Source organism: Paenibacillus methanolicus, from assembly GCF_008124765.1.
Lineage (GTDB): Bacteria > Bacillota > Bacilli > Paenibacillales > Paenibacillaceae > Paenibacillus_Z > Paenibacillus_Z methanolicus.
Genome location: NZ_VNHS01000021.1, coordinates 19944 through 45633 on the forward strand (window position 1 = coordinate 19944; position 25690 = coordinate 45633).

Sequence of the window (25690 nt, forward strand, 5' to 3'; positions counted from 1 at the left end):
CAATCTGCCGCAGGTTATGGTGTAATTCATCTGAAGTTATACTTGTATAAACCTTACACCGACTAAGGAGGCAAATCTTACATGAAACAGCAACCGCAATCCATCGCGACGGACAAGGCGCCGGCGGCGATCGGTCCCTACTCGCAAGCGATTAAATTAGGCAATCTTCTTTTTACGTCCGGACAAATTCCGCTGAACGCAGCCGGCGAATTGGTGGAAGGCGGCATCGAGGAACAGACGCATCAGGTGTTCCGCAACCTCGAAGCGGTGCTGGCGGAAGCGGGCGCGACGTTCCAGGACGTGGCCAAAGCGACCGTATTCATTAAAGATATGAACCAATTCGCGGCGGTGAATGCGATCTACGCTTCCTACTTTGGCGACCACAAACCAGCCCGTTCGACGGTAGAGGTGGCGCGGCTGCCGAAGGATGTTCTTGTCGAAATCGAGCTCATCGCATCGATCAACGTCGAAAAGTAGCGAAAAAGTTTTGAATAGAAAAAATATTTTTAAAGTTAGCGTTAAATTTCCAAAATCATGAAGGATTTTGAAAGGACATGTGGAAATATACAGCAAGTCTTTGAAAGGCAAAGGTGGTGAACACAAGTGCAAATTACCGATGTCAGACTCCGCCGTGTAAATTCCGAAGGTCGCATGAAAGCCATCGCATCCATCACCATTGACAATGAATTTGTTGTTCACGATATCCGCGTGATCGACGGGAACAATGGTATGTTCGTGGCAATGCCGAGCAAGCGGACTCCGGATGGAGAATTCCGCGATATCGCGCATCCAATCTCTTCGACGACCCGTGAGAAGATTCAAGCGGCCGTGCTCGCCGAATACGAGCGCGCTGCGACGGAAGAAGAAGTGATTGAAGAAGGAGCGTAAGTGATGTAAGAGGGGTTTCGTGCAGCATGGACGACCGTCCGCTTCGGAAGGGAGCTTTGCCTGCAGATTTGCGTCTGAATACGGGGCGCATGGAGCGCCCCGCGCATTCTTTCGCGGGAGAAGAGAGCCGATCGCCGGCTCTCTTTTCTTTTGGGGAGATATGAGCTATGCTCAGGAGAGCACATGTTGCGGCAAGCCGCATGTAATATAGAATGCGCAGAGGTTCTAGGATTCTCAGGAGGGATTACGTTCATGAAAGTGATGGCAATCGTGCTTGCGGCGGGTCAGGGCAAGCGGATGAAATCTAAATTGTATAAAGTGCTGCATCCGGTATGCGGCAAGCCGATGGTCGGCCACGTGCTGCAGACGGTGAAGGAAGCCGCTTGCGAGCGTACGGTCGTGGTCGTCGGCCACGGCGCGGAAGCCGTGCAAGCCTATGTAGGCGGCGGCGCGGAATTCGTGCTGCAGGAGAAGCAGCTGGGAACGGGCCATGCCGTTCGCCAAGCGGAAGCGCTGCTCGGCGACGAGGAAGGCACGACCGTCATTCTGTACGGCGATACGCCTCTGGTGACGAGCGGCACGATCCAATCGCTGCTCGGCCTGCATACGGAACGCGGCGCGGCGGCTACCGTGCTGACCGCGGTCGTGCCGAATCCGCAGGGGCTCGGGCGCATCGTGCGAGGTGAAGACGGCCGCGTGCAGCGGATCGTCGAGCAGAAGGACTGCACGCCGGAGCAGGCGGAGATTACGGAGATCAATACCGGCATGTACTGCTTCGATAACAAGAAGCTGTTCGAAGCGTTGAAGCTGGTGACGAACGAGAACGCCCAGGGCGAATTTTACTTGACCGACGTGCTGGAAATTCTGCGCAAGGCGGGCGAGACGGTGGAAGCCTACGTCGCGCCGGACTTCGCCGAAGGCGTCGGCGTGAACGACCGCGTCGGCTTGGCCGAGGCGGAGCAGCTGATGCGTGCGCGTATCGTGCGGGCTCACCAAATCGGCGGCGTCACGATTATCGATCCGGCCGCGACTTATATTGAAGCGGATGTCGTCATCGGTTCCGACACCGTGATCTATCCGGGCAGCTTCCTGCGCGGCAAGACGGTCATCGGGGAAGACTGCGTGATCGGACCTAGCGCGGATCTGACGGATACGATCGTAGCGAACGGCGCGGAAGTGAAGCACTCGGTCATCGCCGAAGCCTCGATCGGCGAAGGCACGTCCGTCGGGCCGTTCGCCTATATTCGTCCGGGCTCCAAGGTCGGCAAGGATTGCAAAATCGGCGACTTCGTCGAGCTGAAGAACGCGGAACTGGGCGACGGCTCGAAAGTATCCCATCTGAGCTACGTCGGCGACGCCAAGGTCGGCAAGGACGTCAATATCGGCTGCGGGGCGATTACGGTCAACTATGACGGCTTCAACAAGTCGCTGACCGAGATCGGCGACGGCGCTTTCGTCGGCAGCAACGTCAACTTGATCGCGCCGGTCAAAGTCGGCGATGGCGCTTACGTGGTGGCCGGGTCGACGGTCACGCACGACGTGCCGGCAGGCGACTTGGCGATCGCGCGCGAGCGCCAAGTGAACAAGGCGGGTTATGCGGACAAAATCCGGGCACGCGCCAAAGCAAAGAAGGAAAGCGCGAAGTAGGCGCGCAGGCGCTCGTTCGAGAGCCGCTGGCATCCATAACGCGAAAGAACATCGCTCCGAGTCGGACGGTGTTCTTTTGCTTTTCTAAGACATGCAGCGCTTCGCGCCGCCAACGCCGACGGCTGCCGCACAGTCTTTATGGTTATTCTGGGGCCAAATGGGGTAAGAATATATGGAAATCACGTGTACAAGCTTGCGGTGACTGTACGCATACACTATAGGAGGTTTTGCGCATGGCGATTCCATTCAAGGCCCAGGAAAGATCGGTGAAGACGCGCGGCGAGCTCAACCAGCTGCGGAAGAAGGGTGCGGTGCCGGGCGTGGTGTACGGCAAAAAACTGTCGGCTCCGGTAAGCATCGCGGTGGACGAAAAGGAATTGCAGCAGCTGCTGCGCACGACGCCTCACGCCTTGCTCGAGCTGGAAGTAGGCGCGGCGGGCAAACAACCGGTGATGCTCACCGAAGTGCAGCGTGATCCGATTTCCCGATCGGTGATCCATATCGACTTCCACCAAGTCAACATGAACGAAGAAGTGCGGACGCAAGTACGCGTCGAGTTGGCGGGGGATTCGGCGGGCGTGCGCGAAGGCGGTATTTTGCAGGCGATGATTCACGAACTCGAGATTCACTGCCTGCCCAACAACATTCCGGACGCCATCGAAGTCGACGTGTCCCAGCTGCAAATCGGGGAGAACCTCCTCGTGGTCGACCTGCAGCTGCCGCAAGGCGTAACGACCAAGGTCGATCCGGCGCAAGTGGTCGTGACGATTCTGGCGCCGCAGAAGGAGCTGTCCGCGGAAGAAGCGGCAGAAGCCGAAGTGGAGCAGAAGGAAGCAGCGGAGCGCGCGGAAGAGGCCAACATGGAAGACGTACATACTTCCGTCTAACAGCTTAAATTACGATTCGGGACAAGGCGGCCGCTGCCGCCCGGTTCCGTCGCATACGAAAAAACAAGGGCTGCTCGCTGCAGCCCTTGTTTGCGTTGAAGCCCGTAATAGGGCGATAGCGTTATTTTTAATATCCCGGCCGGGAGACGAAGGTGAATTGCCTCCGGTTGTAGAACACATTATTGACCTTGACGAACACTTCGGAATAATTCTCCACGTAGCCAATATCGCTATGATGACGGCCGTGATAAATTTGAATCGGAACTTGATGGTCGCAGTGATCCTGAAATTGATCATCCTTGTGAAGCAGTTGTCCATTCTGGTACATGTGCAAGACGCTCCTTCGCTTGTTTTGGATTGCAGGGCACCATAAGCTCTATCTATACTAAGAAGACAATCGAGAAGGGCAAATCGTTGCACGAATTACAAAAAGATTACACCTTTGGGTTTGAAGTCCTCATTGGACACTCGGCCCGCGAAGCTTGAGAAGCGAGGGAAGCAGCATGAAATGGATCGTAGGGCTCGGCAATCCGGGCACGCAATACGCGGGTACGCGCCACAACGTCGGCTTCATGGCGATCGACGAGATGGCCCGGCGGCATGGCATTAGCGTCACCCAAAGCAAGTTTAAGGCGCTCGTCGGGGAGGGCAATATCGCCGGGACTAAAGTCGCGCTCATTAAGCCGATGACCTATATGAATTTGTCCGGCGAGACCGTTCGAGCTTACATGGACTTTTACAAAGCGAGTTTATCCGACCTGATCGTCGTGTACGACGACCTGGATACGGAGATCGGCAAAATCCGTCTTCGTTATCAAGGCAGCGCCGGCGGGCACAACGGCATCAAGTCGATCATTCAACATACCGGCACGCAGACGTTCGACCGGGTCCGAATGGGCATCTCCCGGCCGAATCCGGGCCAGAACATCGCGGATTACGTATTGTCCAACTTCCCGAAGAGCGAGCACGACAAGCTGGCCGGCATGGTCGTGGAAACCTGCGACGCGCTCGAGTTCGCGCTCACCAACTCTTTCGAGAAGACGATGGCCAAGTATAACCGGTAAGAGGCGGCAGGTAGGCCGTTAGATTCCGGCCAAAGCGGGCATACTGAGGGTATAACCTATCCTCGGGAGGCATACACATGGCTGTGAACTATATCTGCCGGCATTGCAAAAGCGAAATGGGCTCGATCGACAGCGCCCAAGTATCCGAATTGCAGCTCGGTTTCCATTTCTTGACCCCTGAAGAGCGCAGCGATATAATAGCGTATAACCCAAACGGAGACGTGACCGTCAAAGTGGTATGCGACTACTGCCGGGAGGCGCTAGAGGCCAATCCGGAGCTTGCGCTGGTCGCAAGTCCGCTGCAATAGCAAGAGGAGCCGCGCGCGGCGCGGGTAAGAATGCAAGGGAGTCTTGGCTTTTCGGCCGAGGCTCCTTTTGTGAACTTTCCGGCGAGCGCTCTCCTTGGCGGAGGGGCGCATGCCGCTGATTTCGGGGCCGCGGGCGAAGGGCGCGCCACCGCGTCGCGTAATTGAAATTTAGTTCGTTAACGTACGAAAGCGTTTAACAGGCGTTTTCGATATAGAAAACCTTTTTTGCGGAATGAAACGGGGTGCCAGTGCAGTTGAAACCATTATTAACGGCGTATGCCGCGGATGCCGATTTTCAATCGGTCTTATCCGGTATTAGAAAAGGGATGCAGGAGCAGCTGATCTCCGGATTGGCCGGCTCTTCGCGGCAGGTGATGCTGGCGGCGCTCGCGCGCGAGCTGGACCGCCCGCTGCTCGTCGTGACCCACAATATGTTCGCGGCTCAGAAAGTCGCGGAGGACCTGGCGGAATGCTTGTCCCCGGCCGAGGTGCTGCTCTATCCGGCCAATGAGCTGGTCGCGGCGGAAGCCGCCATCTCCAGCCCCGAGACGCTTGCCCAGCGGATGGATGCGCTTATCCGCCTGTCGCAAGGGTTTCGCGGGGTTGTTGTCGTGCCGTTCTCCGGCGCCAGAAGATATTTGCCGCTGCCGGAAGTCATGGCAGCCGCGCGCGCGGAGATCCGTGTCGGCCAGACGGTTCCGATGGAAGCGTTTTTACACCGGTTGGTGGAACTCGGCTACGTCCGGACCGACAAGGTCGAGACCAAGGGCGAGATGAGCGTGCGCGGCGGCATCGTCGATCTGTATCCGCTGACCTCCCCGCACCCGTATCGGATCGAATGGTTCGACGACGAGGTCGACTCCATCCGCACGTTCGACCCGTCGGAGCAGCGTTCCATCGAGAAGCTGGAAAGCTACGTGGTCCCGCCGTGCCAGGAACTGCTGGCCGAGGGCGCCCGCATGGAGCAGGCGGCGCAGCGCGCTTCCGAGCTGCTGGAGAACCAGTTGCAGAAGATGACCGACCGCACGGCCAAGGACCGGCTGCGCGCCGAGATCGGCGGCGAGCTGGAGAAGCTCCGGGAGCATCAATATTTTACGGAGCTGTACAAATACGTCGCGCTGCTCTATCCGGAGCGCAAGACGCTGTTCGATTATATGCCGAGCGATACGCTGCTGATCTATGACGAGCCGACGAGATTGATAGAGACCAGCCGCCAGCTGGAGCGGGACGAGGCGGAATGGGCCACGCACTTGCTGTCGAACGGCAAATCGCTGCCGGGCTTCGTTTTGGCGCGCCCGTCGGACGAGATTCTCTATCAGCGGCCTTTCCCGACCCTGTTCATGTCGCTATTCTTGCGTCAGATTCCGCATACGCATCCGCAGAACATCGTGAACGTGGTCAGCCGGGCGATGCAGAACTTCCACGGTCAAATGAACGTGCTGAAGACGGAGATGGAGCGGTGGCGCAAGGGGAACGCCAACATCATCATGGTGGCCGGCAACGCGGAGCGGATGGAGCGCATGCGCCGCGTGCTCCAGGACTACGACATCGAGCCCCCGACGATGGTGGAAGGCAATCTGCAAGCGGGCTTCGAACTGCCGTCGATTCACCTGGTCGTTATCACCGAAGGCGAGATGTTCTCGCAGAAGCAGCGTAAAGTCCGGCGCGCCGACAAGAAGGTCGACAACGCCGAGCGGATCAAGAGCTATACCGAGCTGAAAGTGGGCGATTACGTCGTCCATCAGAATCACGGCATCGGCAAATACGTCGGCATCGGCACGCTGGAGATTGCCGGCATTCATAAGGACTACATTCATATTTTGTACGCGGGCGGCGACAAACTGTCGGTTCCGATCGAGCAGATCGACTTGATCCAGAAGTACGTCGGTTCGGAGGAGAAGGAGCCGAAGGTATACAAGCTGGGCGGCAACGAATGGACGCGCGTGAAGAGCAAGGTGCAGTCGTCGGTCAAGGACATCGCCGACGATCTGATCAAGCTGTACGCCGAGCGGCAGGCCACGACGGGCTTCGCGTTCGGACAGGACACCAGCTACCAGCGGGAGTTCGAGGAGATGTTCCCGTACGACGAGACGCGCGACCAGCTGCGGGCGATCGAAGAGATCAAGAAGGATATGATGATTCCGCGGCCGATGGACCGGCTGCTCTGCGGCGACGTCGGCTACGGCAAGACGGAGGTCGCGGTGCGCGCGGCGTTCAAGGCGGCGATCGAGGGCAAGCAGGTGGCGATTCTCGTGCCGACGACGATCTTGGCGCAGCAGCACTACGAGACGTTCCGCGAGCGGTTCTCCGAATTCCCGTTCAACATTCAGGTGCTCAGCCGCTTCCGCTCCCGCAAGGAACAGAACGAGACGATGAAGGGCATCAAGGACGGCTCCGTCGACGTCGTCATCGGCACGCACCGGCTGCTGTCGCAGGATATTACGTTCAAGGATCTCGGCTTGCTCATCATCGACGAGGAGCAGCGGTTCGGCGTGTCGCATAAGGAGAAGCTGAAGCGGCTCAAGACGAACGTCGACGTGCTGACGCTGACGGCCACGCCGATTCCGCGGACGCTGCACATGTCGATGCTCGGCGTGCGCGATCTGTCGGTCATCGAGACGCCGCCGGAGAATCGGTTCCCGGTGCAGACGTACGTCGTCGAATACAGCCCGGCGCTCGTCCGCGAGTCCATCGAACGGGAATTGGCGAGGGGCGGCCAGGTGTACTATATGTACAATCGGGTGCAGGGCATCTATCAGATGGCGGAGCAGATCAACATGCTCGTGCCGGACGCGAAGGTGGCCGTCGCTCACGGCCAGATGTCCGAGCAGGAGCTCGAGAAGACGATTCTGGACTTCCTGGACGGCGAGTCGGACGTGCTCGTCAGCACGAGCATCATCGAGACGGGCGTCGATATTCCGAACGTCAACACGCTGATCGTGCACGACGCGGACAAAATGGGCCTCTCTCAGCTGTACCAGCTGCGCGGTCGCGTCGGCCGGTCCAATCGGATCGCGTATGCGTATTTCACGTATCAGCGGGACAAGGTGCTCACCGAGGTGGCGGAGAAGCGCCTGCAGTCGATCAAGGAGTTCACGGAGCTTGGCTCCGGCTTCAAAATCGCGATGCGCGACTTGGCGATTCGCGGAGCGGGCAACCTGCTCGGCGCGGAGCAGCACGGGTTCATCGCCTCGGTCGGCTTCGACCTGTATTCGCAGATGCTGTCCGACGAGATCGCCAAGCGGAAGATCGGCATGGACGGCGCGGCGGCGCCGGTCAAGGAAATCGTGACGATGATCGACGTCAGCATTGACGCGTACTTGCCCTCGGCTTACATTTACGATAGCATACAGAAGATAGAGATTTACAAGAAAGTGGCAGCGGTTCGTTCCGCGGAGGAAGGCGAAGATTTGCGCGAAGAACTGATCGACCGCTTCGGCGATTTGCCGCAGGCCGTCGACAATTTGCTGTCGGTCGCGCGCGTGAAGGCGCTCGGATCGGCATGCGGCGTCGAGCAAATCAGCCAGAAGGGCGACGATCTCATCCTCAAATTCGCGGAGCGGGAGAAGCAGCGTTTCGACAAGAAGAAGGTCGACCAGCTCTGCTTCTCGTTCGAGAACCGGTTCGTCCGTCACCCCGACGGCGAGCCGAATCCCCTTGTGCAGCTGCGGGGCAAAGGCCTTGCCATGGATCAGAGGATGGAGCTACTGGAGCGCTTTTTGACGCAGTATAAGGACACCATTCAATCGAAAGGGGAACTACAAGATGTTGCGCATTAACTGGAAGAAGGGGTCGCTCCTTGCGATGACGGCGGTCCTCGCGCTTGTCCTTGCGGCAGGCTGCGGCAAGAAAGACGAGCAGGAAAGCGGCGCCAACGCCGTTCCCGGAGCCGCCGACACCAAGATCGTGGCTGAATATAAGGATGGCAAAGTAACCGAGGAAGAGTATGCGAAGTACACGGCGTTCTTCAAAATCGTCAATCCCGACGTAGCCAGCTACTTGCAAATTCCCCAGCTGCAAGAGCAGTTCCTGAAAGAATACGTGGGCTACAAGATTCTCCAGACCCGCCTGCCAGAGCAGACGGAAGAGAAGAAGAAAGAAACGGACACGAAGACCAACGAGTTCTATGACCAGCTCAAGACGGCCGAGGAGACGAACGCCGATCTGAAGAAGCAGGTAGAGGACGCGAAGCTGTCGGAGACCGATATCAAATATTTTTACGGCTTGATCACGGCGATCATGGCGAACGAGCAGGACAAAGTGACCGACGAGCAGGTGCAGAAGAAGTACGAAGAGACCAAGGACGACTACAACATCGTCACGCTTCGCCATGTGCTCGTCGGCACCACGGACGGCACCACGGGCGAAGAGCTGCGCAAGGAAGAGGAAGCGCTGAAGCGGGCGCAGGAAGTGAAGAAGAAGCTGGACGCGGGCGGCGATTGGACGGCGCTGGCCAAGGAATATTCCGACGATCCGGGCTCCAAGGACAAAGGCGGTCTCTATGACGCGGCCGCGGTTGGCGGCTACGTCGCCGAGTTCAAGGATGCGGCCAACAAGCAGGAGATCGGCAAGATTGGCGAGCCGGTCCTCACGCAGTATGGCTACCACGTCATCAAGGTCGAGAAGCGCGAAGCGACGGCGTTCGATAAACTGACGGCCGAGCAGAAGACGTCGATCGAGCAATCGGTCGCGTCGGCGACGCTGAACGACTTCATGACCAAGGAACTGCCGGGGCTGATTACGAAGACGAACCTGCCTCAGACGTCGACGGAAGGCACGACGGACGGCGGCACGACGAATAGCGGCACCACCGAAGGCGGTACGACGGAAGGCGGCGCGACGAACGGCGACGCGGCCAAAGAGGGGACAACCAATAGCGGTGCGTCCACGAACGCCGAGAAGAGCACGGAAGAGAAAAAATAGCACGTCTCACCATGAACGCCAGCGAGCCTGGCCGGGAAGCCCCGGCTAGGCTCGCGCTGTTTCAAAAGCGGCTCGCGGTCGTAAGTAGACGCGAAATACGCGGGACATGACGAAGGAGAGATGACGATGAAGCAATTATTTTATGTCGGATCATATGCGCAGAAGAACGAAGAAGGCTTATACGCGTACGTGCTCGATACCGAGACGGGCGCGATGACGAAGCAATACGGGGTCAAGGGCGTCGAGAATCCGTCGTTCCTGACGGTGAGCAAGGATGCCTCCCGAGTCTATGCCGTAGGCGAGACGACCGACGAGCGGCCGGGGACCGTCGGCGCGTTCGTCGTCGATCTGAACGGCCAAGGGCTGACGCCGCTTAACGAGCAATCCTCGCTAGGCTCCTCGCCTTGCCACGTCGTGCTTGATCCCGAGGAGAAACTCCTCGTAGTCGTCAATTACGGCGGAGGCAACCTGTCCCTATATCCGGTCATGGCCGACGGATCGGTAGGGCCGACCGAGGACCATGTGCGCCACGAAGGCGCAAGCGTCATGACCGACCGTCAGGCGGGACCGCATCCGCATTCGTCCATCCTCGATGTGCAGGGCCGTTATGTTCTGGTGGCCGACTTAGGCGTCGATCAGATCGTGCACTATGAGCTGGACCGCGAGGCGGGCAAGCTGGTTAAGCGCCTCGAGACGAACGTTGCGCCTGGCACGGGACCGCGGCATATGGATTTTCATCCATCCGGGAAGTGGCTGTACCTGGTGGGCGAGCTGAACAACACGGTCTGCGTCTACGAATACCGGGCGGAGGATTCGGCGCTCGCGCTCGTGCAGACCGTCTCGACGCTGCCGGACGGCTACGAGGGCGTGAGCTGGAGCGCGGATATTCATCTGTCCGCCAGCGGCCGCTTCCTCTATACGTCGAATCGGGGGCATGACAGCATCGCCGTATTCGCGGTCGGCGAGAACGGGCAGCTGACGCCGATCGAGCACGTCTCCACCGAGGGCAGCTATCCGCGCAACTTCGCGATTACGCCGGACGATCGTTTCCTGCTCGCGGCCAATCAGCAGTCGAATTCGATCGTCAGCTATCGCATCGACGAAGCGAGCGGGCGTCTGACGGCGACGGGACAGCGGACTGAGATTGGCGCGCCGGTATGCATTCGTTTTGTACAAGCATAGCGTACGTGGAAGGGCGCCGGGCAACCGGCGCTTTTTGGCGTATTCGCTGCATGGGCGAAGGGGAATGAATGGATGCCGGTACACGTGCAAATCGCCTCGGACGGGCGTCGTGGGAGTTGGTTCCAACCGTCCGAATTCAGCAGGAACGCGGTTTTGAGCCGTGCATAAGAAATTGGGAGGGGATGAATACTATGGTCAGATTCGAATCACCATCTAGTCCAGGATCTTCTCCTCTTGAGCGATAGAAAAGAAGCGCAACAACCGTTACCGCAGCCCATCTGTCGAATTCAAAATCTTCCAGGAAAGTGGGGCAACTAGAACATGAAAGCAACTGGTATTGTTCGCCGCATCGATGATCTCGGCCGCGTCGTGATCCCGAAGGAGATCCGTCGCACGCTGCGCATTCGAGAGGGCGACCCGCTTGAAATTTTCGTCGACCGCGACGGAGAAGTGATTTTGAAGAAATATTCGCCGATCGGAGAACTTGGCACGTTCGCCAAGGAATACGCGGAATCGCTTTCGGAAAGCACGGGCCACATCGCATTAATTTCGGACCGCGATAATATCATTGCCGTGGCCGGCGCTTCCAAGAAAGATTATTTGGAGAAACAAATCGGTCAATTGCTCGAGAGTTGCATGGAGAACAGGAAAGCGGTGTCCGAATCCGGGGGCGGCTCGTTCGAAGTCATCAAAGACATCGGCGAGACGTTCAGTTCCATCGTAGCCGCCCCGATCGTAGCTGGCGGAGATCCCATTGGCACGGTTGTGCTGCTAAGTAAAGAAGACGATACAAAGATGGCTCAAATGGAAACGAAAATGGTCGAGACCGCTGCCGGTTTCTTGGCCAAGCAAATGGAGCAATAGCAAGGCGTCCAGCTTCCTTGAAGAATCAGTCTTCCGGGAAGCTTTTTATTTTGTCCGGATGTCCGCGCCCGCAAACCAGCCGCCGATTCGCCCGCTGATCGGTTATAATGAATCCAGCGAAATGGACGGGCAGGTGCGGTGAACGTGACAAGAGGCAATAAAGGGAACGGGATCCAAGTTCGGGTACCGGATAACGGAAGGAACGAAAAGCGACTCCTTGGCAGCATGCGGGCGACCGTTGCGGAGATTGAAGACGAAACGCCGACGCATGACGGGGAAAGAATGGAGCGGGATCGCGGGGCAAGCGATAATCGTGCTGGCGCCGGAGATCGACAACGCGTGCGCGACGGGCGCGGACCTTCGATGATGAAGGGTGCGGCTGTACTAGGGGCGGCCGTTATCGTGAGCAAGCTGCTCGGGACGCTGCAGAAAATCCCGCTGCAAAACCTGGCCGGCGATCGCGTATTCGGTATTTATAATGCGGTGTATCCGTTCTATCAGCTGCTGCTGGCGGCGGCAACGGCGGGCATCCCGGTGGCCGTCTCGATTGTGGTTGCCGAGCAGGCGGCGGCAGGCGGCGGACGCGCCGCCAATCGAACGCTGCAGATCAGCGCGCTGCTGCTGGCGGCGGCGGGATTGGCCGGATTCGCCCTCATGTGGGCGGGAGCGGCCCCCATCTCGCGCTGGATCGGCGATCCGGTTGCATCAACGGCGATTCGCGCCTCGGCGCTGGCGCTATGGGTCGTGCCGGTCATGGCTGCGCTGCGCGGGTACTATCAGGGGCTTGGCCGCATGCTCCCCACGGCCGTGTCCCAGCTGGCGGAGCAGAGCGTTCGGGTCGCGGCAATGCTGTCGTTGCTTATGATCGGCCTTAAGCTCGGCTGGACCGACGGCGCGCTCGCCGCCGGCGCCACGGCGGGCTCGGCCGCGGGCGGCATAGCTGGACTTGCCGTGTTGACCGTGCTATGGGCGCGGGAGCGGACCAAGGATGAGCCGGGCGGCGGGTTAGGAAGCCGTCGCGAAGAGGGCGATCCGAGCCGGGGCCGCACGATACGCAGGCTGCTCGCGCTAGCGCTCCCGGTGACGCTCGGCGCGCTGGCGCTGCCGGTGCTGGGCGTGGTGGATTCGTTCACCGTGCCGCCGCTTCTCGCGGCCGGCGGCCTGAGCGGAGCGGAGGCCATGGCGCAATTCGGTCTGTACAGCCGCGGGCAGCCGCTCGTACAACTCGTCGTCATGATCGCCGGGGCGGTCGGAGGAGCGCTCGTCCACGGGCTTGTATCGGCCCGAGCCCAGGGTGACGAGGCGGCATCCCGCGCGCAGGCTTCGCTCGCCATGCAGGGCGCATGGTGGATCGGGTCCGCGGCGGCGTGCGGTCTAGTGCTGCTCGCCCCCGCGATGAACCGGATGCTGTACGCGGACGAAGCCGCATCCGCGACTTTCGCGCTAGTCGGCATGGGGGCGCTTGCCGGGACCGTCAGCGCGATCGCGTCCGCGGTGTTGCAGGGCGTCGGGTCCGTGCGCGCCCCGGCACTCTATATGCTGGCGGCGGCCACGCTGAAGGCCGCGCTCAACGCGGCGCTCGTGCCGGCGTACGGCATTTCCGGCGCCGCGTGGGCCGGCCTCGCCGCGCTCGGCGCGGCCGCGCTGCTCGGCGCGGCCGCCGTACGCCGCGTATGCGCGGCGCGGATGCCCGCGCGAAGCCTCGCGGGCCTGGTCCTGGCGCTGGCGGTCATGGCCGCCGCGCTGATAGCGCTCGAGCGCGCCGCCTACCCGGCGCTGCTCGATTGGCTGCCGCCGAGGGCGGCAGCGACCGCGCTCGCGCTCGGCGGCACCGGCCTCGGCGCGGCGCTGTTCCTCGCCGCCGGGCTGCGCTTCGGCGGCGTGAGCGCGCGCGAGGTGCGCGCGCTGCCGGGCGGCGTCAAGCTGGCCGCCCGCCTCCGACGGCTGCGGCTCCTGCCGCCGGGCGACTAGCCCTCGCTTGTTTCGCGCTCGCTGCACGGCGCCCAGCGAGCTTGCTGCACTCTCGCGGCCGCAGGCACCCAGCCCCCGCTTGCTTCGGCTCGTTGCCTGCGGCCTCCGCTTTTTTCGCCTTCGTACCGCATCAATTCACGCGGTACCGCCCCATTGCCGGGACAACGCGCCGCCGCACTTGCTTTGCGGCGGCGCGTTCCATACAATTGGCGTATGCAACGTTTTTTCGAAAGACAAGCATTTATAAGTTTCACGCTTATAAAACATCTTGCATTTCTCTGTCGCTGAATGCTGCCTTCCCAATCTTCGGATTGTGAACGCAAACCAATCAGCTTGATGTTCGCTGAATGCTGCCTTCCCAATCTTCGGATTGTGAACGCAAACCAATCAGCTTCATGATCGCTGAATGCTGCCTTCCCAATCTTCGGATTGTGAACGCAAACCAATCAGCTTCATGATCGCTGCATGCTGCATTCCCAATCTTCGGATTGTGAACGCAAACCAATCAGCTTCATGATCGCTGCATGCTGCATTCCCAATCTTCGGATTGTGAACGCAAACCAATCAGCTTCATGATCGCTGCATGCTGCATTCCCAATCTTCGGATTGTGAACGCAAACCAATCAGCTTCTCCGAAATGAAACGCGCCGCGCCGCAAGTGGACGGCGCAGCCGCTTCACCTTGGTGCAGTTTGATCGGCGGGTTCGCGTGAAGCGAAGCCGCCGCGTAATAGAGGAGGGATTGACATGGTTGCTTCAGGAGGCAATCAGCTGCCGCGCGGCACGCCGGAGGCATTCGGCGTGGCGTCCGGGGCGGTAACCGCGTTTTTGGAAGCGGCCGAAGCGACAGGCCAGGAGCTGCACGGCTTCATGCTGCTGAAGCGCGGCACGGTAATCGCCGAGGGCAGCTGGCAGCCGTACGAAGCCGGACGCAAGCGGCTGTCCAACTCCGTCAGCAAAAGCTTCACCTCCGCGGCGATCGGCATCGCCGTCGCGGAGGGCAAGCTGTCGATCGAGGATGCGGTCGTCTCGTTCTTCGAAGACGAGGTGCCCGAGCAGCCGGATCCGAAGCTTTCCGGCATGCGCGTCAAGCATCTGCTGACCATGTCGACCGGGCATGACGTCGACACCGTCGTGCCGGTATTGAAGTCGGGCGAGACCGATTGGGTGCGCGCGTTTCTGGCGCTGCCGCTTGCGTACGAGCCGGGAACCGTGTTTAAATACAATACCGGCGCCACGTACATGCTTTCGGCCATTTTACAGCGGGTGACGGGCGAGCGGCTCGTCGATTATTTGCAGGATCGTCTTTTCGCCCCGCTTGGGATTGACAATTCCGCCTGGGACAGCTGCCCGGCGGGCATCACGGCCGGCGGCTGGGGCTTGTCGCTGACGACCGAGGAGATGGCAAGGTTCGGCCAGCTCTACTTGCAGCAAGGCATGTGGGAAGGCAAGCAGCTCATTCCCGCCGAATGGGCGAGCGCGTCGGTATCGCCGCAGATCGGCAATGGGGACGATCCGGACAGCGACTGGTCGTCCGGCTACGGTTATCAATTCTGGTGCAACCGGTACGGCACGTACCGGGCGGACGGGGCGTTCGGCCAGATTATTCTGGTCATGCCCGCGGAAGAGGCGGTGCTGGCGTTCACCAGCTCGCTAAGCGATCTGTCGCAGATTCTGAACGCGGTCTGGGCGCATCTATTGCCCGCGCTGCAGAAGGGGAGCGAGCCGCTGCCGAACGAGGCCCAAGCGCTCGAGGCGCTTCGCGCCAAGCTGGCCTCGCTTGAGATCGCCCCGCCTGCTGCGGCGATCGGAGTCCGGCACGGCGGCGAACACGCGGAATACCTTTTCGAAGACAACGCGCTCGGTCTTGCCAGCTTGCGTTTGCACGGCGAGGATGAAGGCTGTACGATCGTATGGACGCTGCACGAGAAGACGTACGCGTTTGAGGCGGGCGGCGAAGCATGGGCCATTAGCCAGTGGCCGAGCGCCCCGGAAGTCTACCATGCGGAGGCTAAGCCCGTACCGGCGGACGCCGCGGCGGTCGGCAGGTGGCAGGACGATGGTTCGTACCTCATCTCGATTCGTCTGCTCGATACGGCTTATCACGACGCGGTCCATGTCCGTTTCGAGGAAGAAGGCCATGCTTCCATCACGTTCGCGCGTAAATTCTCGGTGACGCCGCTTCATGTCGGTACGCTGCAGGCGCATCCCGTGCAAGCGGCTCGCCGGTAGAGCCGCGTCAACAGCGTTCGCATAAAGCCATAATCTCTATTCCAATTCGGAAGGATGAACCTGTCTATGACCACATCCGCGATCACCGTCGTCGGTCTCGGCTCGGGCGACGCCGACCAGCTGACGCTGGGCGTATGGCGCCTGCTGCAGCAAGCGAAGCGCGTCTTCGTGAGGACCGACCGGCATCCGATGATGCGTTTGTTCCAAGAGAACGAGCTGGCGTATTCTTCGTTCGATGAACTCTACGAGCAAATGGACTCGTTCCCCGATGTCTACGCGGCGATCGCGGACCGGCTGATCGCCGAAGCGCGCTCGTCCGAGGAGACGATCATATACGCCGTGCCGGGCCACCCGATGGTCGCCGAGCGTACCGTTCAGCTGCTGCGCGAACGGTGCGAGCCGGAAGGCATCGCGCTGCGCATCCTCGGCGGCGAGAGCTTCTTGGATCAGGCGTTCACGCGCTTGGGCTTCGATCCGATCGAGGGCTTCCAGCTGCTTGACGCGGCGAGCATGACAGCTTCGCTGCTGCGGCCGGAACTCCACACCGTCATCGGCCAAGTGTATGATGCCTTCACGGCATCCGACGTCAAGCTGACGCTCATGGAGCTGTATCCGGACGAGTATCCGGTCGTGATCGGCCATGCGCTGGGCGTGCCGGGCGAAGAGCAGATCGCGACCGTTCCGCTCTACGAGCTTGACCGCGCGACGGGCTACGGCAATTTGTCGCTGGTGTGGGTGCCGCGATCCGACGATGCTTCGCTGCGCAATCGGACGTTCGACCGGCTGCACGAGATCGTCGCGGTGCTTCGCAGCCCCGAGGGCTGCCCGTGGGACCGCGAGCAGACGCATCAGTCGATCCGCAAGAACTTCATCGAAGAAACGTACGAAGCCATCGAAGCGCTCGACAACGACGATCCGATCGGCATGCAGGAAGAGTTCGGCGACGTGATCCTGCAGGTCATGCTTCACAGTCAGATGGAAGAGGAGGTCGGCTCCTTCTCCGTATTCGACGTCATCCAGACGCTGAACGAGAAGCTGCTGTTCCGCCATCCGCACGTGTTTGGCGACAAGGACGCGGGCAATTCGCAGGAAGCGCTGCAGAACTGGGAGCAGATGAAGGCCGAGGAGAAGAAGCGCAAAGGCATCGATCCGGCCGCGCAGTCGCAACTGGACGGCATTCCGCCGGATTTGCCGGCCCTCATGAAGGCGTACAAGCTGCAGAAGAAGGCGGCCAAAGTCGGCTTCGACTGGGATCAGATCGGACCGGTGCTGGACAAGATCCAAGAGGAGCTGGCCGAGCTGCGCGAGGCGATATCCGCCAAGGACCGCGAAGAACAGGCGGGCGAGCTGGGCGATCTGTTGTTCGCGACCGTCAACGCCGCGCGGTTCATAGAGGCCGATCCGGAGGAAGCGCTCGCCCGCACGAATCAGAAATTCAAGAAGCGTTTTGCGTATATTGAGGAGCAGCTCCGTATAAGCGGACGAACCTTTGACCAGACTGATTTAACAGAAATGGACAGATTTTGGGAGGAAGCGAAGCGATTGCCCTAGGCATTTCGTCAAAATTCGTCTAAAATCTACATAAAGATCAAAATTTATTTACCAAATAGCAGGATTTATTTAGCATCTGCGCGAATACGTCACGATAGTAATCGAAACCATCATCGGCAGCAGATGCCGCCAATAGGAACAACAACTTAATTCGGGAGGCTATTTAAGCTATGAACAAGAATGATCTGATCACCAACATCGCTACAAAAAGCGGATTGACTAAACGTGACGTGGAGTCCGTCCTGAACGGCTTCATGGACGAAGTAACGGAAGCGCTGGCGAAAGGCGACAAAGTCCAGCTGATCGGCTTCGGCAATTTTGAAACGAGCAAACGCGCAGGCCGCACGGGCCGCAACCCGCAAACGGGCGAGCCGATGACGATCGCGGAATCGATCGTGCCGAAGTTCAGCGCCGGCAAGAAACTGCGCGACGCGATCAAGTAATCATGCGCCTGGATAAATTCTTGAAGGTGTCGAGGCTGATCAAGCGGCGTACCGTGGCGAAGGACGTGTCCGATCAAGGGCGCGTGTGGATCAACGGCCGCGAAGCCAAGGCCAGCAGCACCGTCAAGGTTGGCGATGAGCTGACGGTTCAATACGGACAGAAAGTCGTCACCGTCCGCGTGGAACGTCTCGTCGAGACAACGAAGAAAGACGAAGCCGCAAGCATGTACGAGCTGGTAAAGGAAGAAACGCGCCAACGCGAAGACAAGCTGGAATGGTAATTCGTCTTACATAGCGCGACCGCCCTATTCGGCATTTGTCCGAAGCGGCGGCGTACCGGATCGGTCTCTCCCGCCGCAAGGCGGGAGAGACCGATTTGCTTTTTCCGGTATCGCTCCGGGTCGGCCCTTCATACTCGCAGGCACGCGCGACGACCTGCCCCGCCGTTCATCCCCAGCGACTTCCAACAACGCCCGCCATGCGCCGCTTACGCCTATCCCCGCATCCATTCGCCGTTCTTCGGCCGTCCCAACGGCTTGTTCTAAATCCGCCCGCCCTCCCATAGGCTAGTCATAAAAAGGAGGGACAAGGCAATGATCGACCAAGGGAAGGGACAGAAACGGCAGGAAGTGAAGATGCTCAACCGCAAGCTCCTGGAGATTACCGGCGTGCAAAACGTCGAAAGCTTTGACAGCGAAGAGTTTTTGCTCGAGACCGATCTTGGCTTCCTCGCCATTCGCGGGCAAAATTTGCATATGAAGCATTTGAGCTTGGAGCAAGGTCTCGTCGCCATAGAAGGGCTCGTCCATTCGCTCGCCTATTTGGACGGCAACAATGCGGCCAAATCCTCCAAAGGTTTCTTCGGGAAGCTGTTTAAGTGAGCCTGAGCGTCCAATGGATGACGATGGCGGCGATGCTGCTCTCGGGCATCGGCATGGGAGTCGTGTTCGACGGCTACCGGGTCGTATCCGATGAACTGAAGATCAGCCGCTGGTGGGTCCCCGTGTTCGATCTGCTGTACTGGATCGCCGCCACGATCATCGTCTTTCAAGTATTGTCCGCAAGCAACGAGGGCGAGGTGCGGACATACGTGTTCATCGGGCTGCTGCTGGGGATCGGCGCCTACTACTGGCTGTTCAGCAAAATCGTGGTCCGGCTCGTGCATGGGCTCATCCGGCTGGTCCGGGCGCTCATCGATTTGGCGATCAAGCTGTTCGTCATTTTCGTCGTTCGCCCGCTGCTGCTTTTGTACAAGCTGGCGAAGGTGCTGCTGGCGTTTTTGCTGGCCGTAACTATGTTCCTGCTGAAAATTATGGTACAATTGGTTCGTCCGATCGGGCTGCTGCTGTGGTGGATGATCCGTCCGGCGGTTCGGCCGCTGATCAAGTGGATCGACGGATGGGCACGGCCGCTCGCGGTCCGATTTCGCCTGAAGGAGAGGACAACCATCGTCAACAATTGGGCTATCGCGGCCTGGCGGCGAGTTTTCAAACGCAAAGATAACGGTTAATAGTGAATAGCTATATCACGGCGCCGAAGGAGGGACATCGAATTATGACGGCACAACCGAGCAAATCAACCGCAAAACAAGGCACGAAGCGAAGGCTGAAGATTTGGTTCTTCTTTGTCGTCATATTCATGTTCTGGGCGACCTATACGCTTTACGACCAGCTGGGGATGCAGCAGGAGGCGGCCGCCAAGCTGAGCGAGGTGGAGTTGAAGATCGAATCGGCCACCAAGCAGATGAGCGACCTCAAACTGCAGGTCGACCGACTGAACGATCCGGAATATATCCAGCAAGTCGCGCGCAAGGAACATAACATGATCATGCCGGGGGAACAGTCGATTCATGTCGCAGAATAGGCGGTTTCCGTGGGACATACGTCTGTTGACCTTGCTTCTGCCGTTCGAGTATAATCACGGTAGGAAACGTTAGATAATAACTTAAAATGCTTTTATTGTGTGCGCGTTACTTACGTTATCCATCTCGAAGCACATCGCTTCGCATAACGGTTAGGGAGGAACATTTTTATCTATGGCAATTGAAGTGGGCGCCAAGTTAGAGGGTAAAGTGACAGGCATTACGCATTTCGGAGCATTCGTCGACTTGTCGGGGGGTGTTACGGGGCTCGTTCACATTTCGGAAATTGCCGATAATTACGTCAAAGACGTAAAGGATCACCTGAAGCTGGATGACGTCGTCACGGTGAAGGTCATCAACGTCGATAAAGACGGGAAGATCGGACTTTCGATTAAACAGGCTGTCGACCGGCCTGAAGGCTCTCAACCGCCGCAGCGCGAGCGCGGAGCAGGTGGAGGCTTTAACCGTGATCGCGGACCAGGCGCAGGCGGCGGTGGTGGATTCAACCGCGGACCCGGCGGCGGTGGTGGTGGATTCAACCGTGGGCCAGGTGGCGGCGGCGGCGGACGTCCATTCAAATCCCAGTCCGGCAAACCCTCTTACGGCAAACCGTCCTTCGAGGACAAAGTGTCCCGCTTCTTGAAAGATAGTGAAGAACGTATTTCCTCTCTGAAGAAGAACACCGAGGGTAAACGAGGCGGACGCGGCGCAAAACGAGTCTAATATAGATACAGCAAACCGAGCATTCCGCTCGCCAACTTTTGGCGCGGGGTGCTTTTTTGTTGCGCCGGCTAGGTTAGCCAGCTGTTCTCCTGTTTTTCGCCCATCCCAGCTATTCACGGAGAATCTCCAACAAGTCGATCGCCTGACACAACCGCCAACCGGTTCGTGCTTATCCCTTTCAAGCCTGTCCACGCGCCCAACTTCTCCAGCTCGCTTCGCGCCGACCGACAAAATGACAGCGCTTGCTTGCGCGGCATTGTCGGAATCGCGGACGAGTCTTGCCCGGCGACTCCGTTTTCCAGTTTATTACTGCTGACATTTTTACGCTTTCCGCCGCATATACGCCGGTTGAAACGAAAATATACCTCCGCCAAGCGAAAACTTTCCGTTACATCTCCACCATTCCCGACAGGTTCGGACGGCGATTCGCCACGAAATCGCCGCGCGTGCGCCCCGTTATTTTGTTGAATGGTTGCTTTCATCGGACCGGCCGCAGGCGGCAAACCCTTGCGAGGCAAGCGCTTTGGGCGAAGTGACATTTCCCACGGCCGGCGCGGGGCCATGTCGGAAAAAACTTTGAACGCCGCAGCGACTTCTGACAAACTTTCACGTCGGCCCGCTCCTATAATGAGTTCACAAACAACGGAAATGGTGGTGCTGTGAACGAATGGACAAGCATAACGTGGTGATGTTCCCGGGCGTGGCGAAGAAGACGAGCGCGGTGCAGAAGACGGTACGTAAAGGCTTAGACTGGGCGGCGGCCCGTAGGTGGGTGCAGATCGTCGCGGCAAAAAAGTGGACGTTCGTGCTGATGGCGGTGGGGTTGCTGCTCGGAAGGGCCGTCATCCTGGAGTCGCTTGCCCCGTTTGCGGCTTCCTTTTTCGCGGTCGTTTATTTTTTGAGACGGGACGCGCTCATCCCGGTCGCGCTATCGATCGTGGGCGGCAGCCTCCTGGCCATCTCGCCCGAGCCGATGTGGATCGCCATGGAGCTCGCGGTCATCTACCTGCTCATTCGCGGGTTGGAAGCCTACGAGAAGGCCGAACTCAATTACGCGCCGCTGCTTGTCCTCTTAACGACCTTGCTGGTGCGATTATTCGATGCGGTGATCGCGGATTCGCTGGGCTGGTATCAATTGATGATGGTCGGTGTAGAGGCAGCCCTTGCGTTCGTGCTGACGCTCGTCTTCGTGCAGGCGGTGCCGGTCTTGACGATGACCCGCAAGACGTCGCAGCTCAAGAACGAAGAGATCATCTGCCTGATGATCATGCTGGCCTCCGTGATGACCGGCGCCGTCGGCTGGGTCGTCTATGGGATGTCGGTCGAGCACATCATGTCGCGGATGATGCTGCTGCTCTTCGCTTTCGTCGGCGGCGCGCCGCTGGGCGCTTGCGTCGGTGTCGTAGCCGGTCTCATCCTGAGTCTCGCCGACCTGGGCGCCATCGTGCAAATGAGCTTGCTCGCGTTTGCCGGCTTGCTTGCGGGCTTGCTGCGGGAAGGGGGCAAACTGGCGGTCGCCTTCGGCATGCTGCTCGGCACGTCGATTCTCTCCATCTATATCGGCACGCAAACGGACGTGCTGACCTCGACGTGGGAGTCTGCTACCGCCGTCGCGCTATTCCTGCTCTTGCCGCGTTCAATCGTGCGGACGGTGGCCAAATACGTGCCGGGCACGCAGGAGCATGTGAAGCTTCAGCATGAATACGCCAAGCGGGTGAGAGAGGTCACCGCGCAGCGGGTCACGCAGTTCTCCGAGGTGTTCCGCCAACTGTCGCGCAGCTTCGGCCAAGTCAGCGGCGCAAGCGAGCCGATCAGGCGGGACGATGCGGTCAATCATTTCATGAACGCGGTAGGCGAGAAGCAGTGCAGCAGTTGCTACCGCAAAGACTTGTGCTGGGAGGGGCGATTTTACGATACGTACAAAATGATGACCGAAATGATGACGGTCGTCGAGGAGGGGCAGCAGCCGACGGGGAAGGAGATTCAGAAGCAGTGGGGTTCGCACTGCAACCGAGCGCCGCAAGTGCTTGGCGTCATGCACCAGCAATATGAGATGTTCAAGAACGATCTGCATTGGCGCAAACAGCTCCAGGATTCCCGTCAGCTCGTGGCCGAGCAGTTGTCCGGCGTATCCCAGGTGATGGAGGACCTGGCGCGCGAGATTAAGCGGGAGGGGCAGCAGCTTCATTTGCAGGAGGAGCAAATCCGAGAGGCATTGGAAGGACTGGGATTGTCGATTCAGGGGATCGACGTCGTCAATTTAGAAGAAGGGAATGTTGAGATTGAAGTCTACCATACGTTCGGCCGTCGTTACGACGAATGCCGCAAAATTATCGCGCCGCTCTTATCCGATATCCTGGGCGAACCGATCGCCGTTATGTCTGAACGCTTCGCGGACAAGCAGGGCGAGCCGGCGCTCGTCGTCTTCGGCTCCGCCAAAGCTTTCGAGGTCGAGACCGGCGTCGCGGGCGTAGCCAAAGGGGGCGATCTGCTCTCCGGCGACAGCTTCAGCACGAGCGAGCTGGGTAACGGCAAATTCGCCGTCGCGATCAGCGATGGCATGGGCAACGGAGAGCGCGCGAAGCTGGAGAGCAGTACGGCGCTGACCGTGCTGGAGCAGCTGCTGCAATCGGGCATGGACGAGAAGTTGGCCATTAAGTCGGTCAATTCGATATTGCTGCTCCGCTCGCAAGACGAGATGTTCGCGACGGTGGATGTGGCGCTGATCGATATGTATACCGCGAAGACGACGTTCATGAAGATCGGCTCGACGCCAAGCTTCATTAAACGCGGGAACGAAGTCATTCCAATCACGGCCAGCAATTTGCCGGTCGGAATCTTGAAGGAGATCGACGTCGATCTCATCCGCGTACAGCTGCAGCCGGGCGATACGCTCATCATGATGACCGACGGCATTTACGATGCGCCGGGACATGCGGTGAACAAGGAGATGTGGATGAAACGCGTCATCCAGGAAATCGCGGCCGAGGAGCCGCAGCAAATCGCCGATGCGCTGCTCGATCGGGTCGTTCGCTACCATAAAGGGGAGATTGTCGATGATATGACGGTCGTTGTCGCCCGGGTGGAGCGGCATCAGCCGGAGTGGGCGACGTTCCGCTGGCCGGGCATGACCAAGGTCGAGCGCCCAAGGACGGTGAGTTAACTTCCCCATGTTGCCCATAGCTGCCGCCAGAAGAGGATGCCGGTCCGGACCGCAAGCTTTGCACGCGCACAAGAGGCGCGGATTGCAAGCTTGCGGCGGACCGGCATGCTCTTTTTGAGCTTTCCTGCCGGCTGGCGACGGGATTAGGGCTTCTGCTTGTTCCGGAAGCCGAGATTCGGTAAGCTTAAGATCGGCCTTGCGGATTCGCGGCAAGTTCACCGCGGTTAATGAAGGTTGCGGTGCGCAAGCGGACCGCCTAGCAGAGAAGATTAAATTCTCCCAATTATGGCTATGCTGATAGAGACAGTTGGCGGTAGATTCCATACTTGGGGGAATGAGCATGAAGCAGATTTTGCTGATAACCGACGGATGTTCGAACGTAGGCGTAAGTCCGGTCGTCGCGGCGGCGCAGGCGCATGCCGAAGGCATCGCCGTGAATGTGGTCGGCGTGTTGGATCAAGGAGATTTGGGCGAATTCGGCTCCGCGGAGATCGAGGAGATCGCCCGCGCGGGCGGCGGCTTAAGCCGGCTGGCGCATACCCGGCAGCTCTCGCAGACCGTTCAAATGCTGACGCGCAAGACGGTCGTCCAGACCATCCAGCATGCCGTGCATCGCGAGCTGAAGCAGGTGCTTGGCGCTTCTTCCATTGAAGAGCTACCGCCGGAGAAGCGGGGCGAAGTGGTGCGGGTCATGGACGAACTGAGCGAGACGAGCAAGCTGCGCGTGGCGCTGCTTATCGACGCGAGCGCGAGCATGAAGCCGAAGCTCGCGGCCGTGGAAGAGGCGATTCGGGATTTGGCGCTCAGTCTGCAAGCCCGGCAGGGGCGCAGCGAGATCGCCGTGTTTCATTTTCCGGGCTCGGCGCACGGAGACGAATGTTTGCTCGACCTGGACTGGACGACCGACGTGCGCGGCGTCCATCAGTTTCTGCCCCGGCTCCAGATGCGCGGCACGACGCCGACGGGACCGGCGATCTTGCGCGTGGTGGACCACTTCCGCGCCCCGGCACCGCGAAGCTACCGCAATCCAGACGAAACGGACGGCCAGATGAGTGACTACGTCGTTTGATTGGCGCCTGCCGCGCGGCACGGTCATCCGGGGCAAATGGAAGCGGTCCAGCTATAGAGTAGAGCGCCTGTTGGGCGAAGGGGCTAACGGAAAGGTGTATCTCGTGGAGCGGCAGCGCGCGTGGTATGCGATGAAAATCGGGGCCGATGCGGTCGACCTGCAGTCCGAGATCAACGTGCTCCAGGCGATCGCCAATGCCAAATTGGTGAGCCGGTCGGAGCCTTATCTGGTCGAGGTGGACGATTATAGCGGAACGGACGGCAAGGAGTACCCGTTCTATGTCATGCGTTACATCCGGGGCGCGACACTATCCGACTTTCTGTCGAAACGGGGCATGGAATGGTTTCCGGTGGCCGGTTACAGCCTCCTTGTCAAATTAAGCGAGCTGCATGCCGGCAGATGGACGTTCGGCGACTTGAAGGCCGAGAACGTGCTCGTGTCCGATTACGGACGGGTGGAGTTGGTCGACTACGGAGGCGTAACGGCGTTCGGCAAGAGCGTCCGCCAGTTTACCGAGATCTACGACCGCGGATATTGGAATGCCGGGTCACGTTCCGCGGATGCGGGATATGACCTCTTTTCGTTCGGCGTGCTCTGCATCCAGGTCTATGATGCCCGCAGGTTGGCGGCGCTGGCCGGATCGCTGCTGCCGCAAAATCGCTCGCCGGAGGAATTGCTGAAGCTGGCGCAGTCGATCCCGGCGCTAAGGCCGCTCGGCGACTGGCTCGCCAAGGCGCTGCGAGGCACCTTCTCTAACGTGGAAGAAGCCGCGCGGGAATGGCAGCAATGGCAGCGGCGGACTAGCGGACGATCCTCGTCGGTCGTCCCGAGATGGATGAAGGGGCTCTTCGTGGCATCGGCGGCGCTGCTCGCGACGACGATTTATTGGCTGCTTCGAACGGGAGCGTAAGCGCC

General features: G+C 59.4%; 22 protein-coding genes and 2 pseudogenes. 23 read left to right on the top strand and 1 reads right to left on the bottom strand.

What is annotated here, in order from left to right:
* Positions 1 to 81: 81 nt before the first annotated feature.
* From BCM02_RS33875 to BCM02_RS33890, 4 genes are all read left to right on the top strand, one after another.
* Entirely contained in the window at positions 82 to 477 is a 396-nt protein-coding gene (locus tag BCM02_RS33875) for a RidA family protein (protein ID WP_148933544.1), read from the top strand.
* Between the two features lie 126 nt (positions 478 to 603).
* Positions 604 to 888 (top strand): septation regulator SpoVG, encoded by a 285-nt coding sequence (gene spoVG, locus BCM02_RS33880; protein ID WP_018759486.1) that lies wholly within the window; start codon positions 604 to 606, stop codon positions 886 to 888.
* Between the two features lie 252 nt (positions 889 to 1140).
* Entirely contained in the window at positions 1141 to 2535 is a 1395-nt protein-coding gene (glmU, locus tag BCM02_RS33885) for a bifunctional UDP-N-acetylglucosamine diphosphorylase/glucosamine-1-phosphate N-acetyltransferase GlmU (RefSeq protein ID WP_148933545.1), read from the top strand.
* A 233-nt stretch (positions 2536 to 2768) separates the two neighbouring features.
* Positions 2769 to 3422 (top strand): 50S ribosomal protein L25/general stress protein Ctc, encoded by a 654-nt coding sequence (locus BCM02_RS33890; protein WP_148933546.1) that lies wholly within the window; start codon positions 2769 to 2771, stop codon positions 3420 to 3422.
* Between the two features lie 127 nt (positions 3423 to 3549).
* Here the strand turns inward: BCM02_RS33890 and BCM02_RS33895 are convergent, their stop codons facing one another.
* Positions 3550 to 3750 carry a hypothetical protein gene (locus BCM02_RS33895; protein ID WP_148933547.1) on the bottom strand — a complete coding sequence of 67 codons (201 nt, stop codon included), beginning with the start codon at positions 3748 to 3750 and terminating at the stop codon, positions 3550 to 3552.
* 175 nt (positions 3751 to 3925) lie between these two features.
* Here BCM02_RS33895 and pth point away from each other — a divergent pair, with 175 nt between their 5' ends.
* From pth to BCM02_RS33985, 19 genes and pseudogenes are all read left to right on the top strand, one after another.
* Positions 3926 to 4486: an aminoacyl-tRNA hydrolase gene (pth, locus tag BCM02_RS33900; RefSeq protein WP_148933548.1), complete on the top strand. Its 561-nt coding sequence runs from the start codon at positions 3926 to 3928 to the stop codon at positions 4484 to 4486.
* Between the two features lie 77 nt (positions 4487 to 4563).
* Complete coding sequence (fin, locus tag BCM02_RS33905) at positions 4564 to 4794, top strand: anti-sigma-F factor Fin (protein WP_148933549.1); 231 nt, start codon at positions 4564 to 4566, stop codon at positions 4792 to 4794.
* A gap of 254 nt (positions 4795 to 5048) precedes the next feature.
* Positions 5049 to 8573: a transcription-repair coupling factor gene (gene mfd / locus BCM02_RS33910; protein WP_246183684.1), complete on the top strand. Its 3525-nt coding sequence runs from the start codon at positions 5049 to 5051 to the stop codon at positions 8571 to 8573.
* Positions 8574 to 9033: 460 nt separating this feature from the next.
* A pseudogene (locus tag BCM02_RS36715) lies at positions 9034 to 9417 on the top strand (peptidylprolyl isomerase); the annotation flags it as partial.
* A 171-nt stretch (positions 9418 to 9588) separates the two neighbouring features.
* A pseudogene (locus BCM02_RS36730) lies at positions 9589 to 9687 on the top strand (TUGYCR motif thioredoxin fold (seleno)protein); the annotation flags it as partial.
* Positions 9688 to 9843: 156 nt separating this feature from the next.
* The gene (locus BCM02_RS33920) at positions 9844 to 10899 is read left to right on the top strand and encodes a lactonase family protein (RefSeq protein WP_187434560.1); all 1056 of its coding nucleotides are present in this window, start codon (positions 9844 to 9846) and stop codon (positions 10897 to 10899) included.
* 321 nt (positions 10900 to 11220) lie between these two features.
* Positions 11221 to 11763, top strand: coding sequence for a stage V sporulation protein T (spoVT, locus tag BCM02_RS33925; RefSeq protein WP_148933552.1), 543 nt, complete (start codon positions 11221 to 11223; stop codon positions 11761 to 11763).
* A gap of 144 nt (positions 11764 to 11907) precedes the next feature.
* Complete coding sequence (locus BCM02_RS33930) at positions 11908 to 13734, top strand: polysaccharide biosynthesis protein (RefSeq protein WP_148933553.1); 1827 nt, start codon at positions 11908 to 11910, stop codon at positions 13732 to 13734.
* Between the two features lie 746 nt (positions 13735 to 14480).
* A complete protein-coding gene (locus BCM02_RS33935; protein WP_148933554.1) occupies positions 14481 to 15965 on the top strand; it encodes a serine hydrolase domain-containing protein in 1485 nt (494 codons plus the stop codon).
* Positions 15966 to 16031: 66 nt separating this feature from the next.
* Positions 16032 to 17516 (top strand): bifunctional methyltransferase/pyrophosphohydrolase YabN, encoded by a 1485-nt coding sequence (yabN, locus tag BCM02_RS33940; protein ID WP_148933555.1) that lies wholly within the window; start codon positions 16032 to 16034, stop codon positions 17514 to 17516.
* A 170-nt stretch (positions 17517 to 17686) separates the two neighbouring features.
* Positions 17687 to 17959, top strand: a complete 273-nt coding sequence (locus BCM02_RS33945; RefSeq protein WP_148933556.1) for an HU family DNA-binding protein — start codon at positions 17687 to 17689, stop codon at positions 17957 to 17959.
* 2 nt (positions 17960 to 17961) lie between these two features.
* A complete protein-coding gene (locus BCM02_RS33950; RefSeq protein ID WP_148933557.1) occupies positions 17962 to 18240 on the top strand; it encodes an RNA-binding S4 domain-containing protein in 279 nt (92 codons plus the stop codon).
* A gap of 312 nt (positions 18241 to 18552) precedes the next feature.
* Positions 18553 to 18840: a sporulation protein YabP gene (gene yabP, locus BCM02_RS33955; RefSeq protein WP_148933558.1), complete on the top strand. Its 288-nt coding sequence runs from the start codon at positions 18553 to 18555 to the stop codon at positions 18838 to 18840.
* A complete protein-coding gene (gene yabQ / locus BCM02_RS33960) occupies positions 18837 to 19469 on the top strand; it encodes a spore cortex biosynthesis protein YabQ (RefSeq protein WP_246183685.1) in 633 nt (210 codons plus the stop codon). Before yabP ends, yabQ begins: the two co-directional genes overlap by 4 nt.
* Positions 19470 to 19513: 44 nt before the next feature.
* A complete protein-coding gene (locus BCM02_RS33965) occupies positions 19514 to 19822 on the top strand; it encodes an FtsB family cell division protein (protein WP_148933559.1) in 309 nt (102 codons plus the stop codon).
* Between the two features lie 172 nt (positions 19823 to 19994).
* A complete protein-coding gene (locus BCM02_RS33970) occupies positions 19995 to 20543 on the top strand; it encodes a S1 domain-containing RNA-binding protein (protein ID WP_148933560.1) in 549 nt (182 codons plus the stop codon).
* Between the two features lie 667 nt (positions 20544 to 21210).
* Complete coding sequence (gene spoIIE / locus BCM02_RS33975) at positions 21211 to 23706, top strand: stage II sporulation protein E (protein WP_148933561.1); 2496 nt, start codon at positions 21211 to 21213, stop codon at positions 23704 to 23706.
* A gap of 340 nt (positions 23707 to 24046) precedes the next feature.
* The gene (locus tag BCM02_RS33980) at positions 24047 to 24775 is read left to right on the top strand and encodes a vWA domain-containing protein (RefSeq protein ID WP_148933562.1); all 729 of its coding nucleotides are present in this window, start codon (positions 24047 to 24049) and stop codon (positions 24773 to 24775) included.
* Complete coding sequence (locus BCM02_RS33985) at positions 24759 to 25685, top strand: protein kinase domain-containing protein (protein ID WP_148933563.1); 927 nt, start codon at positions 24759 to 24761, stop codon at positions 25683 to 25685. The genes BCM02_RS33980 and BCM02_RS33985 overlap by 17 nt, the downstream gene beginning before the upstream one ends.
* Positions 25686 to 25690: the final 5 nt, after the last annotated feature.

Excerpts from the sequence above, each read along its gene's own strand:
- BCM02_RS33875 (WP_148933544.1), top strand. The coding sequence starts at position 82 with ATGAAACAGCAACCGCAATCCATCGCGACGGACAAGGCGCCGGCGGCG.
- glmU (WP_148933545.1), top strand. The coding sequence starts at position 1,141 with ATGAAAGTGATGGCAATCGTGCTTGCGGCGGGTCAGGGCAAGCGGATG.
- BCM02_RS33890 (WP_148933546.1), top strand. The coding sequence starts at position 2,769 with ATGGCGATTCCATTCAAGGCCCAGGAAAGATCGGTGAAGACGCGCGGC.
- BCM02_RS33895 (WP_148933547.1), bottom strand. The coding sequence starts at position 3,750 with ATGTACCAGAATGGACAACTGCTTCACAAGGATGATCAATTTCAGGAT.
- pth (WP_148933548.1), top strand. The coding sequence starts at position 3,926 with ATGAAATGGATCGTAGGGCTCGGCAATCCGGGCACGCAATACGCGGGT.
- fin (WP_148933549.1), top strand. The coding sequence starts at position 4,564 with ATGGCTGTGAACTATATCTGCCGGCATTGCAAAAGCGAAATGGGCTCG.
- BCM02_RS33920 (WP_187434560.1), top strand. The coding sequence starts at position 9,844 with ATGAAGCAATTATTTTATGTCGGATCATATGCGCAGAAGAACGAAGAA.
- spoVT (WP_148933552.1), top strand. The coding sequence starts at position 11,221 with ATGAAAGCAACTGGTATTGTTCGCCGCATCGATGATCTCGGCCGCGTC.
- BCM02_RS33935 (WP_148933554.1), top strand. The coding sequence starts at position 14,481 with ATGGTTGCTTCAGGAGGCAATCAGCTGCCGCGCGGCACGCCGGAGGCA.
- yabN (WP_148933555.1), top strand. The coding sequence starts at position 16,032 with ATGACCACATCCGCGATCACCGTCGTCGGTCTCGGCTCGGGCGACGCC.
- BCM02_RS33945 (WP_148933556.1), top strand. The coding sequence starts at position 17,687 with ATGAACAAGAATGATCTGATCACCAACATCGCTACAAAAAGCGGATTG.
- BCM02_RS33950 (WP_148933557.1), top strand. The coding sequence starts at position 17,962 with ATGCGCCTGGATAAATTCTTGAAGGTGTCGAGGCTGATCAAGCGGCGT.
- yabP (WP_148933558.1), top strand. The coding sequence starts at position 18,553 with ATGATCGACCAAGGGAAGGGACAGAAACGGCAGGAAGTGAAGATGCTC.
- BCM02_RS33965 (WP_148933559.1), top strand. The coding sequence starts at position 19,514 with ATGACGGCACAACCGAGCAAATCAACCGCAAAACAAGGCACGAAGCGA.
- BCM02_RS33970 (WP_148933560.1), top strand. The coding sequence starts at position 19,995 with ATGGCAATTGAAGTGGGCGCCAAGTTAGAGGGTAAAGTGACAGGCATT.
- spoIIE (WP_148933561.1), top strand. The coding sequence starts at position 21,211 with ATGGACAAGCATAACGTGGTGATGTTCCCGGGCGTGGCGAAGAAGACG.
- BCM02_RS33980 (WP_148933562.1), top strand. The coding sequence starts at position 24,047 with ATGAAGCAGATTTTGCTGATAACCGACGGATGTTCGAACGTAGGCGTA.